Genomic DNA, 17,549 nt, shown 5'->3' with positions numbered 1-17,549 from the left:
GAATGACGATGCATGTTGAAAATCTGCGCCTTACATTTCCCGGTTCAGAGAAACTGATGTTTAAAGACGTAAGCCTTTCGATAAAAGACGGGGAAAAGATATTGCTACTCGGACCTTCTGGTTGTGGCAAATCTACACTCCTCCAGGTTTTATCCGGTGTGATACCCCATTCTATAGATGTGCCGATGAAAGCTGACTCGATTGAGCGTCCTGAATCTTTCGGGTATGTCTTTCAAGATCCGGACGCTCAATTTTGTATGCCCTATGTTGATGAGGAAATTGCCTTTGTTTTGGAGAACAACCAAATTCCAAGAGACGAAATGCCAGAGGAAATTAAAGAACTGTTGGAGAAGGTGAATTTAAGTCTGGGGGATTCCCATACGAAAATCTCCTCTCTATCAGGGGGGATGAAACAAAAATTGGCCATTGCTTCTGCCCTTGCGCTCCATCCCCATACACTATTTTTGGATGAACCTACAGCGATGTTGGATGATGAGAGTACAAAATCTGTATGGGAAACAGTGAAAACGACATGTAAAGATAAAACGTTACTTATCGTTGAGCATAAGCTGAGTCACGTACTGGAGATCATTGATCGTATAATTCTTTTCGATGCTAATGGAAGGATAGTGGCTGATGGTCCAAAGGCTCACATTTTATCAAATTTCAAGGAAACATTGAAATCAGTTGGGGTATGGTATCCGGAAGCGTGGAAAGATTATCTTTCTTCCCACCCTCCGGAGAAGGTTGCCCCGTTTGGGAAAGAGAATTTAAGGCTAGAGAACTTCAAAGGGTATGTACAAAAAGAGGTGAAGATCCACCTTCAAAATGCCGTCAGCCTTAAAGGTGAATGGATTGCAATCACCGGAAAGAACGGAGCTGGGAAATCAACATTACTCCACAGTCTTATGAAATTCATCCAAACGACCGGAACGTATGAATTATATGGAAGACAGGTAAAAGGAAAGAATGTTCCAGAGGAATGTACATTTGTTTTTCAAAATCCCGAGTTTCAGTTTGTGACACACAGTGTGTTTGATGAAGTTGCGTATACCTTTCGGCTCAAGAAAGTGGATGAAGGAATAGTGGAGGAAAAGGTGCATGCACTATTGAAGCGATTCAAGCTTGATCCATACAAACATCATCATCCCTATCATTTATCCATGGGGCAAAAGCGCAGATTAAGCGTCGCAGCGTCCCTTGTCAGGAATAAAGATATTCTATTATTGGATGAACCGACCTTTGGCCAGGATTCCCAAAATACGTTTGCGTTACTTGAGATGCTTCAAAACTATCAAAAAGAAGGTTGTACCATTCTAATGGTGACACATGATGAAAATATCATTACTCACTTTGCATCCAGAGTATGGGTAATTGAAAATGGGCGTCTCACCCAGGATTTCTATAATGAGATTGCAGGTAGTAAGGCAATATGAATATAGAACTCGAGTATAGTGAAACCTGGCTTCACCAAATCAATCCCAGCTTCAAGCTAATGACCTTGATCGGGCTTTTTGTATTACTGCTTTTTATTCATTATCTTAACTGGTTGTTATATTTGAGCTTACTCTTTTTTCTCCTATTATGGTTGTTCTCAGGATATTCATATAGAACGGTCAGTTTAATGATTCTACCCTTTTTCCTTGTTTTCATCTCTACAGCTTCATCAATGATTTTATTTGGGAAAGGTGAAACAACATGGATGAAATTTGGATTGATCCACATTACTGAAGAGAGTTTTTATCGGGGGATCCATGTTGGATTGCGTACCATCGTATTCGCTATATTGGGATTATTATTTGCTCTTACAACGAGACCGGTGAAGCTTTTCTACTCCCTCATGCAGCAACTGAGATTAAAACCTAAGTATGCGTATAGTTTTATGGCCGGATTCAGATTAATCCCTATTATGATTGAAGAATTCTTCACGATACGAAACGCCATGAGAGTCAGGGGAGTTGAAGAACGGAAAGGAATAAAGCACATATTCCATAAAATGAAATCGTATTCCATTCCCCTGCTTGCCCAGAGCATCAGAAGAGCTCACAGAATTGCCGTGGCTATGGAAACAAAGGGTTTTAAAGGAAGTGGGCAACGAACCTATTACTACAGAGTAACCTTTTCGAAATATGATGGATATTTCTTGGGGAGCGTTCTCTTCATGATTGTGCTCAGTTATTATTTTTCTACCCATCTACCTATTTTTCCGCCGGGAGATGTTCGCTATGGGAATTGAAACGAGAAAACAATTACATGTGATTTCAACAGGAAAACAATCAGTGGAAGAATTAGTGAAAATCTCGAAGTCCATTTATCCATTTCTCGACATGCTCCATCTTCGCGAAAAGCAGTGGACGGGGAAAGAAATGGCTGTGGCCATTGATCGATTAGTAGCAGCAGGAGTCCCATTAACAAAATTATGTGTCAATGATCGGGCAGACATTGCCTTTATGAAGCATGTAAGAGTGGTTCAGCTTGGCCATCAAAGTGCGGATATCAGCTTAGTGAAGAGTGCTTTTCCTTCCTTACAGATTGGAGCTTCTGTACATTCCCTGGAAGAAGCACAACAGGCAATGGATAAAGGAGCGGATTATCTACTTTATGGAAATATCTATGCTACCTCTTCAAAGGCAGGTAAGCCTGGCAGAGGTGTAGCAAACTTAGAAAAAGTGGTTCAATCCGTCCCGATTCCAACTATTTCCATAGGAGGCATTACTCCTGAACGCGTGTGTGAAATTACGGGAACCGGAGCAAAAGGGATCGCTGTCTTATCAGGTATTTTGCTTTCAAAGGATCCATTAGATGCAGCCCGATCCTATTATAAACAATTACACAGGGGGTGAAGTAGCTTGGTAAAACAGTATGATGCTTTGATTGTGGGTGGAGGAGTAATTGGCTGCTCCATTGCGTATCAATTATCCAAAAGAGGAAAGAAAGTTCTCCTGATTGAGAGAAATCAATTGGCGGGAAAAGCATCGAAAGCAGCTGCAGGCATGCTTGGCGTTCAAAGCGAATTGAAGGGAAACGATCCTCTGTATCATTTGGCGAAGGCAAGCCGTGATATGTATCCTTCCTTATCAAGGGATTTAAAAGAAATCAGTGGAATGGACATTGAATATGTTGAAAATGGAATGATTAAATTGGCGAGAACGGAGGAGGAAGCACAAGAATTAGTAACAACGGCTTCCTTAACATCACCAGGGGAACAAGTTAAATGGCTTTCACCCCACACTCTATTTACCTATGAACCTCATCTTTCAAAGGATGTGTCAGGGGGATTATATATCCCGAAGGATGGAAACGTCTCAGCATCAAAGCTTACACAAGCCTTAGGTTCGGCTTCGATCATGCTGGGTGCAGAAATTAGTGAATATACAGACGTGTATGATTTTATGAAAGAGAGAAACAAAATCACTGGGGTCAAGACGTCTAAAGGAGACTATTATGCAGACGAAACGATTGTAGCGGGCGGTGCTTGGAGTCCATTCCTCATGGAACGACTGGAAATGAAGTTCAGAAGTTTTCCAGTCAAGGGTGAATGCTTTTCCGTTAAGGTCCCCGGTAAAATACTGGAGCGGACCATCTTCACAGAAGGATGCTACATTGTTCCAAAAGTTGGTGGGCGCCTTTTAATCGGTGCAACGGAGCACCCCTATACCTTCGATGAAACGATTACCATAGGTGGATTAATGAACCTAATGCATTTGGCCACAACCATCCTTCCAGAATTGGTTGATGCCAAGTGGGAAAAAGCGTGGGCCGGGATACGGCCTCAAACAGAACAAGGAGTGCCGTTTATGGGGAGGAGTGAGGAATGGGAAGGGCTTTCCATTGCAACGGGGCATTACCGTAATGGTATACTCTTGGCACCCATAACAGGAGTATTGATGGCAGATCTGATAGAGGGGAAGGAATCCCATCCCCTGCATTCATATTTAAGGAGTTGAGAAGGTGGAATTACGAATAAACGGACAGTTGGTCACGGTGCCGGAATCCATTTCAACAGTATTGGAATTGATTCATCATTTTAACTTGGAAAATCGAATGATCATCGTTGAACAGAACCAAACCATCCTTGAAAAACAGGAGCATAAGATCACCAAAGTGAAAAATGGGGATATCTTAGAGTTAGTACAATTTGTAGGAGGCGGTTGAAATGTTGAAAATCGGAAAGTATACATTCCATTCAAGACTTTTACTGGGAACGGGAAAATATCCTGATTTTGATATTCAGAAAAGAGCTGTCGAGATTTCCGGTGCAGAAATTCTTACGTTCACGGTAAGGCGCATGAATATCTTTGAGCCTGGTCAACCTAATTTCTTAGAAAAACTGAATCTTGAAAACTATTCATTGTTACCGAATACAGCAGGGGCTAAATGTGCTCAGGAAGCGGTTCGACATGCACAATTAGCGAGAGCTTCAGGGCTTTGTGACATGATTAAGGTAGAAGTGATCGGATGTGATAAAACGCTGCTGCCCGATCCCGTCGAAACACTGAAAGCAACTGAAGAATTAATAAAAGAAGGCTTTACAGTGCTTCCTTATACGTCTGACGATGTTGTTCTTGCAAGGAGATTGGAAGAGTTAGGGGCACATGCCATCATGCCCGGTGCTTCCCCTATAGGATCTGGACAGGGAATCATCAATCCAGTCAATCTCCGTTTCATTATTGAGCAAACAAAGGTACCGGTCATTGTGGATGCCGGAATTGGTTCTCCTTCAGATGCAGCTCTTGCAATGGAACTCGGGGCTGATGCTGTATTGCTCAATACAGCCGTCTCTTCGGCTAACGATCCCGTTATGATGGCGAATGCCATGAGGCTTGCGATTGAAGGGGGACGATTCGGATATGAGGCTGGAAGAATTCCGAAGAAACGTTATGCAACAGCAAGCAGCCCAATGGAGGGGATGAGTGTTTGAAAGAAGATAGATATTCAAGACAAACGCTGTTTCACCCCATCGGAACAGAGGGACAAAAGTTAATAAGAAATAAACATGTGTTGTTGATCGGGGCGGGAGCACTGGGAACAGGCAATGCAGAAGCACTTGTACGTGCTGGTATAGGGAAGTTGACGGTTGTGGATCGTGATTATGTAGAATGGAGTAATTTACAACGTCAGCAGCTGTATAACGAGGAAGATGCAAGAAACCGAATCCCCAAAGCTGTAGCGGCAAAAAAAAGACTCCAAGCGATTAATTCAACTGTGAAAATCGAAGGACATATACTCGATGCTATGCCAGAAGAGATGTTGAAACTTGCCAAGAGCGTAGATCTTATCATCGATGCAACGGATAACTTTGATACGAGAATGATCATAAATGATATTTCTCAAAAATATTCCATTCCTTGGATTTATGGTGCTTGTGTTGGGAGTTATGGAATATCATTCACTATCCTTCCCGGTATCACTCCCTGTCTTCAATGTTTGATCGACACTGTTCCAATGGGTGGAATGACCTGTGATACAGCGGGCATCATCAGCCCTGCCGTGTCCACGGTTGTGGCCTACCAAACTACTGAAGCATTAAAGATACTGGTAGAAGACATGGAGGCACTGGGTAATAAAGTGGTCTCTTTTGATTTATGGAAAAATGAGCATACTTCGCTGGATGTGAGCAAGCTGAAAAGGGATGAATGCCTTTCATGTGGAGAGCATCATACATTCCCCGGTCTGAAATACGAAAATCAAACCAAAACAGCCGTCCTCTGTGGTAGGGATTCTGTTCAAATCCGACCAGCTGTAAAACAAGATGTGAATCTTTTGGAACGATCAAAATCTTTAGAACTTCAGGGAAAACAAGTAGATAGAAATCCTTATCTGATTTCATTCGAGGTTGAATCTTATCGAATCGTACTCTTTCGTGATGGACGTACTCTCATTCACGGAACAAAAGATATAAGGAAAGCAAAATCGGTTTATCATCGTTATTTGGGATAAAGGGAGGAGAACAGCATGATTCAAAAAGCATTAACGATTGCCGGATCGGATTGTGGCGGTGGGGCTGGAATCCAGGCAGACCTCAAGACGTTTCAGGAGCTGAATGTCTATGGAATGTCTGCCATCACAGCAGTGACGGCGCAAAATACAAGAGGTGTACAAGGCGTGTATCCATTGTCAGCGGATGCTGTCATTGATCAATTAACATCGATTGCTGAAGATTTACCTCCCCAAGCCATCAAAACGGGCATGCTGGTGAACGGAGACATTATTTCTCATGTTGCAGACTTTGTTCGATTACATTCCTGGAAGAAGCTCGTAGTAGATCCTGTCATGATAGCAAAAGGGGGGGCATCTTTATTGGAGAGGGAATCCGTTAATGCATTAATCAATGAATTGATTCCCCTTGCGTTCGTGGTAACGCCGAACATTCCTGAAGCTGAGGCATTGACAGGGATAGACATCCTGAATGATGTTGATCGTAAGAAAGCGGCGGAGGTATTGTTCCAAATGGGGGCAAAACATGTGGTGATTAAAGGTGGGCATCAATCTCATGCTCAATTTGTTCAAGCGACTGACATCCTCTTTGATGGAAAAAGATTTTATGATTTTAGCAGTCCGAGAGTCTTCACACCACATACACACGGAACAGGGTGTACATTCTCTGCTGTGATTACATCGCAATTAGCAAAAGGACATACGGTCTATGATTCTGTCCATACTGCCAAACAATTTATTACTGCAGCGATCAGTGACTCACTGGGCATTGGGAGTGAACACGGCCCAACGAATCATTGGGCGTACCACGCAGGTATGAATGTATGAATCTCAGAGAAAGTTTACAGTTATATTTTGTGATGGGAAGCTATAATTGTGATAAGCATCCGGCACTAGTATTAGAGCAAGCCCTTTTAGGCGGAGTTACCATGTTTCAGTTTCGTGAAAAAGGTATGGAAGGTTTAGAAGGCGATGCGAAAGTTGAGCTGGCTCATGAGCTACAGCGTTTATGTCGTAAACACGGTGTTCCTTTTATCGTGAATGATGATGTGGAGCTGGCGTTATTAATGAACGCAGATGGAGTACATATAGGTCAGGAGGATGAACCTATCGAAAAAGTCCGTCGGAAAATAGGAAATAGAATACTTGGTGTCTCCTCTCATGACGTGAATGAAGCCAGGTTAGCTTTGGATTCCGGAGCAGACTATCTTGGAGTTGGTCCAATGTTTCCTACCAATACAAAGAATAATTGTAGAGAGGTTCGTGGCCCGAAAATCATCCAATTAATAAGAACAAATGGTATCGATATCCCCCTTGTCGGGATTGGAGGCATTCATTACAGTAATGCTTCTCAAGTATTGGAAGCAGGTGCGGACGGTGTCGCAGTCATTTCTGCGATTTCAAAACATCCCTTTCGCACAGAAAACTTAGCCCAAGCTGTCCAACAAAAGCTATTACGATTGTAATCGGTCCACAATGAAAAATAAAACCACCATAGCAACATATCTCTTACTCCCTCATCATACTATACAGTAGACCTCGGTCTAACTTGTATCAACATCAATGATAAGAGGGAGGGGTAAGAATGAATGTCTGGTTTGTTTTGTTAAACATTTTGGTGTTTCTTGTTCTCATCGGTGTATTACTTTATATGCAAAGGAAAAATGTTTCATTTTCAAAACGGGTGTTTACCGCTCTGGGGCTGGGGATATTATTTGGTCTTGGATTACAGTGGGTATATGAAGCCGGGGATGAAAATGTCACACAATCGATTGAATGGTTTAACATCGTCGGATCCGGCTATATTAAACTTCTGCAAATGATTGTCATGCCTTTAGTATTTGTGTCGATTATTTCAGCCTTCTCTAAATTAAAACGGTCTCATAATTTAGGGAAGATCTCTGTGCTGATCATTGGATTGCTGGTAGGCACAACAGCCGTTGCTGCAGCTGTCGGGATTGCTACGACCGTGGCTTTTGATTTGGAAGCGATCCAGATTGATCAAGGAGAGGCAGAAACGGCAAGGGGAGTTCAATTAGAGGAGAGAGCGACATCTTTAGAAGGTCAGAGTTATCCTCAAAAAATTCTCGAGCTTTTACCTGCGAATCCGTTCCTGGACTTTACGGGACAAAGAGCAACCTCGACGATCGCTGTCGTGATTTTCGCAGCTTTCATCGGTATCGCTTACTTGGGGGCTCAGCGCAAAGAGCCTGAGGCTGCTGAATTCTTCAAGAAAATCGTTGATTCTGTCTATGCTGTAGTCATGAGAATTGTGACTTTGGTGTTACGACTCACTCCATTCGGTGTGTTGGCCATCATGGCTAAAACGGTTGCATTAAGTAATTTTGATGCCATCATGAAGCTTGGAGAATTTGTTGGAGCATCTTATGTGGCCTTGATTATCATGTTTGCCATTCACTTAATCATGCTTACTCTTGCGGGCTTAAATCCGGTCACTTACATGAAAAAAGTATTTCCTGTATTAGCATTTGCTTTTACGTCGAGATCCAGTGCCGGAACACTGCCACTTAACATTCAAACACAAAAGCATAAATTGGGTGTTTCAGAAGGGGTTGCCAACTTCTCGGGATCATTCGGGTTATCCATCGGTCAGAACGGTTGTGCAGGTGTGTATCCTGCCATGCTTGCAGTGATGATTGCACCGACTGTCGGGATTAATCCATTAACCCCTTCCTTTATTCTTACGCTCATCGTAGTGGTGGCCATTAGCTCCTTCGGTGTTGCTGGCGTTGGAGGCGGAGCTACATTTGCTGCTATCCTTGTTCTATCCGCCTTGGATCTTCCAGTAGCGTTAGCGGGTCTATTGATTTCTGTTGAACCTTTGATTGACATGGGGCGAACAGCAGTAAATGTGAGTGGTGCAATGACATCTGGAATCATAACAAGTAAAGTGACAGGTGATTTGGATAACGAAGCGTATAACAAAGAAATCATTGAAGCAGAAGCTTAAACAAGTGGGCTGGCTCATACATATATGAGTCAGTTTTTCTTTTGTATGAAAATAAATTTAGTTATTTTGAGTAATTATAATTGAAAATTCAGACTATATTCTTTACTATAGAATTAAACATACCGACTGGTTAGTATCTGAGGTATGTAAATGAAATGCTGTAAAGATGAGGAGGCACGAACGTGCATGTGAATGAATTATTTGATTTATCAGGTAAAGTTGCCCTTGTGACCGGAGGAGGCAGAGGGTTGGGGAAACAAATCGCGACAGGGTTTGCTGAAGCGGGGGCAAACGTTGTAGTATGCTCGAGAAACGTTGAAGCATGTGAAGACGTGAAGAAGGAATTAGAAGAAATAGGTGTCCAATCACTGGCATTGAAGTGTGATGTCACTAATCCTGAAGACGTACAGCGTGTTGTAGATGAATCGAAGAAGGTGTTTGGCCGCATTGATATTTTAGTGAATAACAGTGGTGCTTCCTGGGGGGCACCTGCAGAAGAAATGCCTCTTGACGCTTGGCATAAAGTTATCAATGTGAATGTAAATGGGACTTTTATTATGTCACAGGCCGTGGGGAAATTAATGCTCGAGCAACAGCAAGGTAAAATCATTAATATTGCTTCAGTAGCAGGTCTTCAAGGTACAGACCCACGTTATATGGATGCCATTGGCTATAGCACGAGTAAAGCAGCGGTCATCAATTTCACGAAGGATCTAGCCGTGAAATGGGGTTCCCGCGGGATTCATGTGAATGCAATCGCACCGGGATTCTTTCCAACAAAAATGTCAAAAGGAATTCTATCTCATGCAGGGGAAGCCATTTTAAACGGAACACCATTAAATCGATTCGGTACCGAGAATGATCTTAAAGGAGCGGCACTTTTCCTGGCGGCTCGTGCATCTGATTTTGTCACTGGTTCAGTTCTCGTCGTAGACGGTGGATCCTCAGCGATGTAACCGAGTGCGGAGTATTACATGTTTTGGTTAAGAAAGGATGGATGTAATGGATTTCTCCTATTCTCCAAAAGTACAAGAATATCAAAATAGAATATCCCGTTTTATGGAAGAATACGTGTACCCGAATGAATCTCTCTATGAAAATCAGCTCAATCAGCAAGAAACCCGCTGGAGCGGGGTTCCCACAATCATGGAAGAACTAAAAGCTGAAGCGAGGAAACAGGGATTATGGAACCTATTTCTTCCTCAAAGCGAATATGGTGCCGGGCTTAATAATGTCGAATACGCCCCTCTTTGTGAAATCATGGGGAGATCCCTGATCGGTCCGGAAGTGTTTAATTGCAATGCTCCTGATACAGGGAATATGGAAGTGTTGGAACGTTATGGGACTCCTACTCAAAAACAACAGTATCTTATCCCTCTGCTAAATGGTGATATCCGTTCATGTTTCTCTATGACCGAGCCTGATGTCGCGTCTTCCGATGCAACGAATATTAAGGCGAGTATCATCCGGGATGGAGACGAATACATCATTAACGCGAAGAAATGGTGGTCATCAGGCGCCGGTGACCCTCGATGCACCTTTTCCATACTAATGGGGAAAACAGATCCCAAGGCGAGTCGTCATGAACAGCAATCAATGATTATCATCCCGCTGAATACACCAGGTGTGAAAATTGAGCGCATGCTTCCTGTGTTCGGTTACGATCATGCCCCTCATGGTCATGGAGAAATCACCTTTACCGATGTAAGAGTTCCTTTAGAAAATATGATTTGGGGTGAAGGAAAAGGTTTCGCTATTGCTCAAGGAAGGTTGGGACCTGGGCGAATTCATCATTGCATGAGATTGATCGGTGCAGCAGAGCGGGCACTTGAAGAATTATGTAAGCGTGTTCAGGGACGTGATGCATTCGGAATGGCATTGGCAAGTCAGGGGGTCGTAAGAGAATGGATTGCGAATTCAAGGATTGAAATCGAACAAGCCCGTCTTCTTACGATGAAAGCAGCCTACATGATGGATACCGTCGGCAATAAAGCAGCGAAACAGGAAATCGCCATGATTAAAGTGGTGGCTCCTTCAATGGCTTTACGTGTGATCGACCGGGCCATTCAAGCTTTCGGGGCAGCAGGAGTATCGGATGACTACACGATGGCAGCTCAATGGGCAAATGCCCGTACACTGCGACTTGCTGATGGACCTGATGAAGTACACCGTGCCCAATTGGCAAAATTAGAATTGAGAAAACACGAAAAAGCTTCTCCTGTAGAAGGCTAGGAAGAGAGTTGGATGCTGATGAGATTACAAGGGAAAGTTTCCGTTATTACAGGGGGAGGCGGAGGAATTGGGCGCGCTACAGCACTAAGGTTCTCGAAAGAAGGTGCTGCTGTGGTCGTAGCAGATTTGGATGATGCAAGAGGTGAAGAAACGGTCAGACTCATTCACGAAAAAAAAGGAATTGCACTTTTTATCAAAACGAACGTGCGGGAAAGTGAAAGCATTCAATCCCTCGTACATACTACGGTGGAACATTTCGGAGGTTTCGATATCCTTATCAATAATGCAGGAATCGGACAGTCGGAAGTCAGGAGTATTGATCTGGACGAAAACGAATGGGATGCCGTATTGGATACAAACTTAAAGAGCATTTTTCTGGGAATGAAGTATGCCATACCTGAATTGATGAAAAAAGATGGTGTAATTGTGAATGTATCGAGCCTTCTCGGTTTAAAGGGCCGCAAATACGTGTCAGCCTACAATTCGGCAAAAGGTGGTGTCATACTACTGACACAAAATGCTGCCCTGGAATATGGAAAGGATAATATTCGAGTGAATGCAGTAGCGCCTGGGGTTATAGATACGAACATCATCAATGGTTGGAAGAAGGATGAGAGGAAATGGTCGGCGATCTCTCAATCAAATGCTCTAAGACGGATTGGAAATCCAGAAGAAGTCGCATCAGCGATTCTGTTTTTAGCTTCTGATGAGGCGTCCTTTATAACCGGTGCCACACTATCTGTTGATGGTGGAGGATTAATCTTTTAAGGTACATGCAGAATTAGTATATGAGAAATCTGAAATGGAAGGAATGATTTTATGACAACTAAATCTTGGCTCAGTCATTACCCTGAAGCGTATGAGACTGAAATTCCTGAGGTTGATTTTTCAATACCAGAAATGCTTCGACATACCGTTTCTTCATTCCCGGCTCATCCATGTATTAGCTTTTATCAAAAACGGATAACGTATGGTGAACTTCAAGGTGCCGTCTCCATGCTTGCTTCATCCTTTCAACATATTGGAGTGAAGAAAGGAGACAGGGTGGCGATCATGCTCCCGAACTGTCCGCAATATGTGATCTCTTATTATGGAATCCTTACCTCCGGGGGAATTGTCACACAGGTGAATCCGATGTCAGTTGAAAGGGAATTAATCCATCTGCTCAATGACTCGGGAGCTGAGACAATCGTCGTATTGGACCGTTTTTATCCAATGGTCCATTCCATTCAAAAGGAGACAAAAGTCAAGAGGATTATTGTAGTAAGCTTTGAGGGAGAATACCAACTTGTCCCACCAGACTATGACTTTGATGAATTTTTGATGGTAGGGGATGGTGAAGTATCCCAGGTGTCGATCAACCCTGAAGAAGATGTGGCAGTCCTTCAATATACTGGTGGAACTACCGGTGCATCCAAGGGAGTCATGCTCACTCATAAAAACATCCTTTCAAATGTCATTCAAAGTCAACTCTTCTTTAAAGACAGCATTGAAACAGGGAAAGAAAGAAGCCTGAGTGTGATTCCGTTCTTTCATGTATTTGGGATGAATTCATGTATGAACTTTGCGGTTTATTCAGCAAATGAAATGATCTTACTTCCAAGGTTTGAATTGTCAGAAGTGCTAACCACCATTAAGAACGAACAGCCCACCCTGTTTCCAGGTGTGCCGACTATGTACGTGGCGATCACCAATCATCCACAGGCAGAAGAGTACGGCATTGATTCAATAAAAATTTGTAATAGCGGTAGCGCCCCGATGCCAGTTGAGTTATTGAATCAATTCGAAAAGAAAACAGGAGCGAAAATATTAGAGGGATACGGATTATCAGAGGCTTCACCAACGACTCATTGCAACCCCGCTTTTGCAGAAAGAAAGCCGGGAACGGTTGGAATTGGATTTCCATCCACAGACTATAAGGTAGTTGATTTAGCAACAGGCACTACGGAGGTTCCTTTAGGAGATGTGGGCGAACTCATTATTAAAGGCCCTCAAGTAATGAAAGGCTACTGGAATTTACCTGAAGAGACTGCTCACGCCCTTCGAGATGGTTGGCTTTACACAGGAGACATCGCCCGAATGGATGAAGAAGGGTATATATCGATTGTGGACCGAAAGAAAGATCTGATCATTGCATCAGGATACAATGTGTATCCCCGGGAAGTCGAGGAAATCATTTACGAGCATCCAAGCGTACAGGAAGCTGTCGTAATCGGTGTCCCGGACTCTTATAGAGGCGAAACGGTTAAGGCAGTGATCGTCTTAAAGTCAGGGGAACAGGCAACTGAAAAAGAATTGGTTCATTTCTGTGAGGAGAACATGTCATCATTTAAGGTTCCAAAAATCATTGAGTTTCGTGGGGAGCTTCCAAAGACGAGTGTTGGGAAAATATTACGAAGAGCCCTGCGTGAAAACGTGAGGTAATATGATATAATTTAGGTGATATTTGCAGATTGAGAGGATTTCAGATGAAAGAAAAACTTACAGAACATGCTGTACGCTTATTTGATGAAAAAGGATTTACCGTTACTTCCATTCAGGACATAGTAGAATCCATTGGTGTAACAAAAGGAACATTCTATTACTATTTCTCCAGTAAGGAAGAGCTGTTAAAGGAAATTCACATGCGCTATATTGATGGCTTATTATCTAAACAGGAAAGAGTTCTTGGAGATGATCGGAAGAGCTACATGGAAAAACTTTATGATATTGTCCATCTTTCCATTCTGGACATTAAAGAGCAAGGGGCCAGTGCCAAAGTATTTTTTAGAGAAATGAGGCACTTGAGCAAGGAAAGTCTGGATGCAATTGAGCCTAAGCGGGATATGTATCGCTATAATATAGAAACTCTCCTGAAAGAAGGTAGGAAGAACGGAGACTTTCATGAGGACTTTGACGTATCGATTGTAGCTTTTGGAATTCTCGGTATGATGAATTGGAGCTATCAATGGTATAAGCCTGATGGTGCGAAATCCGATCAGGAAATTGCCCAGACTTTTGTCGATATGGTATTAAAAGGGATTGAGACAGAGTAAATGGGAAATCATCTAAAGGATTTCCTTATGAATAACATACCAACTGGTTAGTATTTATATAGGGAGATGGCGGGCTAATGGAAACCATTACGGTAACGAGTAGATTTTGCGAAACGGATGCATTAGGTCATATCAACAATACAACTTATTTTGTTTATTTAGAAGAAGCAAGAATTAAATTCTTTCAATCACTCGGATTTGATATGGAGGTGAAAGACTGGCGATTTATTCTCGCTTCAACCAAATGTGACTTTGTGTCACAAGGGTATTTTAATCAAGAGTTAAAGATCACCACCTATCTATCAAAAATTGGATCGAAGAGCTTTCAGTTAGAGCATGATATCTTATGTGCGAACACCCATCAATTGATTGCAAAGGGAAATGCGGTGATCGTTTATTTTGATTTTCTTGAGCAGCAAAGCAAAATGATCCCTGAGTTGTTAAAGGCGCAGTTAAACACTCATTTGCGCTCAGAGAAAACTGAATATTCTTAATGTTGGAGGGGTAAGATGTCTGAAAAAACTGGGTATGAAACGGTATCGGTGCGAGAAGGAGAAGAGCTGAATACTACCAATCTAAAAAGCTTTTTGAATGAGCATTTCCCTCACCTCCTTCATGAAGAGCTCTCTATTAAACAATTTTCTGCAGGACACTCAAATCTTACGTATCTACTTAAAATGGGTGAATGGGAAGGTGTACTGAGACGTCCTCCATTAGGACCTGTCGCCCCGAAGGCTCACGATATGAAAAGAGAATATAGGATTCTTTCAGAAATTCAACCATTATTCTGTGTTACACCTGAGCCGTATGTATTCTCTGATGATGAAAGGATCGTAGGCAGCCCATTTTTCATCATGGAGCGAATAAAAGGTGAAGTATTTGATACTTCCTTTCCCCCTCACCTCCATGTGACACCAGATATCTGCAGGAAAATATCGGAGGAAATGGTTTCTAAACTGGTCGATCTTCATTCCATTGATCACAGAAAAACAACTCTTCATGAAATCAGTAAGCCCGAACACTTTATGGAAAGACAAGTATATGGATGGATCAAACGTTACGAGCGTGCCAAAACAAGTGAGATTCGCGAAGTGGATCACCTGACACACTGGTTGATAAAGAATGTTCCAGGAAATGCTGAATCGACAATCATTCATTATGATTTTAAATTAAACAATTCCATGTTTTCTTCTGACCTTAAATCTATGGTGGGGTTATTTGACTGGGAGATGGCGACCGTTGGTGATCCTCTTGCTGATTTAGGTGTCGCTATGGGGTATTGGATACAAAATGATGATCCAGAGTTATTAAAATTTGGTCTTGGGAAGCCTCCAGTAACGATCATGGACGGTTTTTACAGCAGAAGACAATTTATCGAAGAATATGCCAGGAAAAGCAGTAGAGACGTGAACAATATTCATTTTTATTTATCTTTTGCTTATTTTAAGCTCGCAGTCATTGTGCAACAAATCTATTACCGCTTTAAGATGGGGCAAACCAGCGATTCACGATTTTCTCAATTTGATCGGTTTGCGAAATCGTTGATCACCCTGGGAAGTCAAGCTGCATTTGATCGCCAGGAATAAAGACAAGGAGATGAACGAAAACGATGAAATCCTCTTTACTACTAGAAACAACTGACCGGGTACTGACATTGACATTAAATAGACCGGATAGCTTGAATTCCTTTGATGAGAACATGCTTACGGGAATCGTTGAAGCACTAGAGCAGGCAGAGCATAATCAGGAAATCAGAGCCATTGTGATTCGCGGTGCCGGGAGGGCCTTTTCTGCAGGCGGCGACGTGAAAACGATGGGGAGTGCCACTTCAACCGAAGTCTATGAACACATCGGGATATTAAATACATGCATTAAAGCAATAAAAGAAATAGATAAACCGGTCATCGCCTCGGTACACGGCTTTGCAGCAGGTGCCGGTTTTAATTTAGCCCTGGCCAGTGATTTGATTATCGCTTCAGAAGATAGTCAATTCGCTTTAAGCTTCTCTAAAGTAGGTCTTATTTCCGATGGCGGAGGTTCGTATTTTCTTCCACGCATCATAGGCCCACATTTAGCGAAAGAATTCTTCTTTTCAGGAGAACCTGTGGCTGCCGGAAGAATGTATAACTTAGGTGTGGTAAACCGTATTGTCCCTTTTGAAAGACTTGATAAGGAAACAACTGATTGGGCTAGAGAGTTAGCCTTAGGGCCAAGTAAAGCTTATGGAATGATGAAGAAAATGATTGATCGTTCATTCACCTCATCTTTGGATGAGATACTTGAACAAGAACGAATCACACAAACCTTGATGATTACAACTGAAGATCATGGTGAGGGAGTTTCAGCATTTAAAAACAAAAGAAGACCATCGTTTTCTGGAAAATAGGAGGGATTAGGATGAAAGCCATTCAGTTCAGGGAGTTTGGAAGCCCTAATGTATTAGAAAATGTGGATATAAATGTTCCGACGCCTCGGGGGAGAGAAGTCCTTATTGATGTTCATGCATCTGCAGTCAATTATGCTGATACAGCAAGACGGGAAGGGCAATATGTGGTGAAAACTCCACTCCCATATATCCCGGGTTCTGAAGTGGCGGGAATCGTCACTGAAGTGGGAGAAGATGTGAAGAGAGTAAGAAAAGGAGACCGGGTTGTAGCCATGTTGGATTCCGGAGGCTATGCAGAATTTGCCCTGACAGATGAGCGTTCATTGATCCCCCTCCCATATGGATTGGATTTCAAAGAAGCGGCCGCCATCCCTGTTCAAGGATTAAGTGCCTATCACATATTAAAAACCTTGGGAAGGTTGCAGCAGGGAGAAACCGTCCTCATTCATGCAGCGGCTGGTGGAGTAGGCCTGCTTGCCGTCCAACTGGCAAAACGATTTGGTGCAGGTAAGATCATCGCTACGGCCAGCACAGAAGAAAAATTACGTCTGGCTGAGGGTATGGGAGCGAATGTGTTAGTCAACTACACTCAAGAGGGCTGGGAATCAGAAGTTCTGGAAGCCACAAATGGAAAGGGTGTAAACCTGGCATTGGAAATGGCAGGCGGTGATGTTTTCTATAAAACGTTAAAATGTCTTGACTATTTCGGAAGAATGGTGATTTACGGAGTAGCAAGCGGAGAGCAGAGCAGATTTTATCCTTCTTCTTTGATGGCAAAGAATCAGTCTGTTATCGGGTTCTTCCTACCTCCTCTCATGAGAGATGCTGAACTGACCCAGAAAACCCTTCATGAAATCTTTCATTATGTAGCGTCCGGGGAATTGAAAGTAACGGTTGGACATGTATTTCCTTTAGAAGATGCAGCTAAGGTTCATACACTCATGCAAGCAAGAAAAACGGTAGGAAAGGTAATCCTGCAGCCATAATA

19 protein-coding genes are annotated in these 17,549 nt (G+C 42.7%); all 19 read left to right on the top strand.

The features are described 5' to 3' along the window. Window positions 1-8: 8 nt before the first annotated feature. The 19 genes from F0342_RS11245 (at window position 9) to F0342_RS11155 (ending at window position 17,547) form a co-directional block, all read left to right on the top strand. Window positions 9-1,436: an ABC transporter ATP-binding protein gene (locus F0342_RS11245; RefSeq protein ID WP_395940675.1), complete on the top strand. Its 1,428-nt coding sequence runs from the start codon at window positions 9-11 to the stop codon at window positions 1,434-1,436. Further along, on the top strand, window positions 1,433-2,236 hold the full coding sequence (locus F0342_RS11240; RefSeq protein ID WP_149156009.1) for an energy-coupling factor transporter transmembrane component T family protein: 804 nt from the start codon (window positions 1,433-1,435) through the stop codon (window positions 2,234-2,236). The genes F0342_RS11245 and F0342_RS11240 overlap by 4 nt, the downstream gene beginning before the upstream one ends. Then, window positions 2,226-2,843: a thiamine phosphate synthase gene (locus tag F0342_RS11235; RefSeq protein WP_188048500.1), complete on the top strand. Its 618-nt coding sequence runs from the start codon at window positions 2,226-2,228 to the stop codon at window positions 2,841-2,843. The genes F0342_RS11240 and F0342_RS11235 overlap by 11 nt, the downstream gene beginning before the upstream one ends. 6 nt (window positions 2,844-2,849) lie before the next feature. Beyond that, window positions 2,850-3,947, top strand: a complete 1,098-nt coding sequence (gene thiO, locus F0342_RS11230; RefSeq protein WP_149156007.1) for a glycine oxidase ThiO — start codon at window positions 2,850-2,852, stop codon at window positions 3,945-3,947. Between the two features lie 4 nt (window positions 3,948-3,951). After that, window positions 3,952-4,155 carry a sulfur carrier protein ThiS gene (thiS, locus tag F0342_RS11225; protein ID WP_149156006.1) on the top strand — a complete coding sequence of 68 codons (204 nt, stop codon included), beginning with the start codon at window positions 3,952-3,954 and terminating at the stop codon, window positions 4,153-4,155. Window position 4,156: 1 nt separating this feature from the next. Further along, on the top strand, window positions 4,157-4,921 hold the full coding sequence (locus F0342_RS11220; RefSeq protein WP_149156005.1) for a thiazole synthase: 765 nt from the start codon (window positions 4,157-4,159) through the stop codon (window positions 4,919-4,921). After that, window positions 4,918-5,940, top strand: a complete 1,023-nt coding sequence (locus tag F0342_RS11215; RefSeq protein WP_149156004.1) for a thiazole biosynthesis adenylyltransferase ThiF — start codon at window positions 4,918-4,920, stop codon at window positions 5,938-5,940. Before F0342_RS11220 ends, F0342_RS11215 begins: the two co-directional genes overlap by 4 nt. A 15-nt stretch (window positions 5,941-5,955) precedes the next feature. Beyond that, a complete protein-coding gene (gene thiD / locus F0342_RS11210) occupies window positions 5,956-6,765 on the top strand; it encodes a bifunctional hydroxymethylpyrimidine kinase/phosphomethylpyrimidine kinase (RefSeq protein WP_149156003.1) in 810 nt (269 codons plus the stop codon). After that, window positions 6,762-7,403, top strand: a complete 642-nt coding sequence (thiE, locus tag F0342_RS11205) for a thiamine phosphate synthase (protein ID WP_149156002.1) — start codon at window positions 6,762-6,764, stop codon at window positions 7,401-7,403. The genes thiD and thiE overlap by 4 nt, the downstream gene beginning before the upstream one ends. Window positions 7,404-7,522: 119 nt before the next feature. Continuing rightward, on the top strand, window positions 7,523-8,908 hold the full coding sequence (locus F0342_RS11200; RefSeq protein ID WP_149156001.1) for an L-cystine transporter: 1,386 nt from the start codon (window positions 7,523-7,525) through the stop codon (window positions 8,906-8,908). A 182-nt stretch (window positions 8,909-9,090) separates the two neighbouring features. Beyond that, window positions 9,091-9,864: an SDR family oxidoreductase gene (locus tag F0342_RS11195; RefSeq protein WP_149156000.1), complete on the top strand. Its 774-nt coding sequence runs from the start codon at window positions 9,091-9,093 to the stop codon at window positions 9,862-9,864. A 46-nt stretch (window positions 9,865-9,910) separates the two neighbouring features. Then, a complete protein-coding gene (locus F0342_RS11190; protein ID WP_149155999.1) occupies window positions 9,911-11,140 on the top strand; it encodes an acyl-CoA dehydrogenase family protein in 1,230 nt (409 codons plus the stop codon). An 18-nt stretch (window positions 11,141-11,158) separates the two neighbouring features. Beyond that, entirely contained in the window at window positions 11,159-11,908 is a 750-nt protein-coding gene (locus tag F0342_RS11185; RefSeq protein WP_149156091.1) for an SDR family NAD(P)-dependent oxidoreductase, read from the top strand. 51 nt (window positions 11,909-11,959) lie between these two features. Continuing rightward, window positions 11,960-13,564 carry a long-chain-fatty-acid--CoA ligase gene (locus tag F0342_RS11180; RefSeq protein ID WP_149155998.1) on the top strand — a complete coding sequence of 535 codons (1,605 nt, stop codon included), beginning with the start codon at window positions 11,960-11,962 and terminating at the stop codon, window positions 13,562-13,564. A 44-nt stretch (window positions 13,565-13,608) separates the two neighbouring features. Beyond that, entirely contained in the window at window positions 13,609-14,175 is a 567-nt protein-coding gene (locus F0342_RS11175; protein ID WP_149155997.1) for a TetR/AcrR family transcriptional regulator, read from the top strand. A gap of 77 nt (window positions 14,176-14,252) precedes the next feature. Next, window positions 14,253-14,669: an acyl-CoA thioesterase gene (locus F0342_RS11170; protein WP_149155996.1), complete on the top strand. Its 417-nt coding sequence runs from the start codon at window positions 14,253-14,255 to the stop codon at window positions 14,667-14,669. A gap of 15 nt (window positions 14,670-14,684) precedes the next feature. Continuing rightward, window positions 14,685-15,761, top strand: a complete 1,077-nt coding sequence (locus F0342_RS11165; RefSeq protein WP_149155995.1) for a phosphotransferase family protein — start codon at window positions 14,685-14,687, stop codon at window positions 15,759-15,761. Between the two features lie 23 nt (window positions 15,762-15,784). Beyond that, entirely contained in the window at window positions 15,785-16,561 is a 777-nt protein-coding gene (locus F0342_RS11160) for an enoyl-CoA hydratase/isomerase family protein (RefSeq protein WP_149155994.1), read from the top strand. An 11-nt stretch (window positions 16,562-16,572) separates the two neighbouring features. Further along, a complete protein-coding gene (locus F0342_RS11155; protein ID WP_149155993.1) occupies window positions 16,573-17,547 on the top strand; it encodes a quinone oxidoreductase family protein in 975 nt (324 codons plus the stop codon). Window positions 17,548-17,549 lie beyond the last annotated feature (2 nt).

The organism is Bacillus sp. CH30_1T (genome assembly GCF_008364765.1).
Taxonomy (GTDB): Bacteria; Bacillota; Bacilli; order Bacillales; family Bacillaceae_B; genus Rossellomorea.
This window is presented reverse-complemented; position numbering and strand designations above follow the sequence as displayed.

Coding starts and splice junctions, on each gene's coding strand:
- F0342_RS11245 (WP_395940675.1), top strand. CDS start 9: ATGCATGTTGAAAATCTGCGCCTTACATTTCCCGGTTCAGAGAAACTG.
- F0342_RS11240 (WP_149156009.1), top strand. CDS start 1,433: ATGAATATAGAACTCGAGTATAGTGAAACCTGGCTTCACCAAATCAAT.
- F0342_RS11235 (WP_188048500.1), top strand. CDS start 2,226: ATGGGAATTGAAACGAGAAAACAATTACATGTGATTTCAACAGGAAAA.
- F0342_RS11220 (WP_149156005.1), top strand. CDS start 4,157: ATGTTGAAAATCGGAAAGTATACATTCCATTCAAGACTTTTACTGGGA.
- thiD (WP_149156003.1), top strand. CDS start 5,956: ATGATTCAAAAAGCATTAACGATTGCCGGATCGGATTGTGGCGGTGGG.
- thiE (WP_149156002.1), top strand. CDS start 6,762: ATGAATCTCAGAGAAAGTTTACAGTTATATTTTGTGATGGGAAGCTAT.
- F0342_RS11200 (WP_149156001.1), top strand. CDS start 7,523: ATGAATGTCTGGTTTGTTTTGTTAAACATTTTGGTGTTTCTTGTTCTC.
- F0342_RS11190 (WP_149155999.1), top strand. CDS start 9,911: ATGGATTTCTCCTATTCTCCAAAAGTACAAGAATATCAAAATAGAATA.
- F0342_RS11185 (WP_149156091.1), top strand. CDS start 11,159: ATGAGATTACAAGGGAAAGTTTCCGTTATTACAGGGGGAGGCGGAGGA.
- F0342_RS11180 (WP_149155998.1), top strand. CDS start 11,960: ATGACAACTAAATCTTGGCTCAGTCATTACCCTGAAGCGTATGAGACT.
- F0342_RS11175 (WP_149155997.1), top strand. CDS start 13,609: ATGAAAGAAAAACTTACAGAACATGCTGTACGCTTATTTGATGAAAAA.
- F0342_RS11170 (WP_149155996.1), top strand. CDS start 14,253: ATGGAAACCATTACGGTAACGAGTAGATTTTGCGAAACGGATGCATTA.
- F0342_RS11165 (WP_149155995.1), top strand. CDS start 14,685: ATGTCTGAAAAAACTGGGTATGAAACGGTATCGGTGCGAGAAGGAGAA.
- F0342_RS11160 (WP_149155994.1), top strand. CDS start 15,785: ATGAAATCCTCTTTACTACTAGAAACAACTGACCGGGTACTGACATTG.
- F0342_RS11155 (WP_149155993.1), top strand. CDS start 16,573: ATGAAAGCCATTCAGTTCAGGGAGTTTGGAAGCCCTAATGTATTAGAA.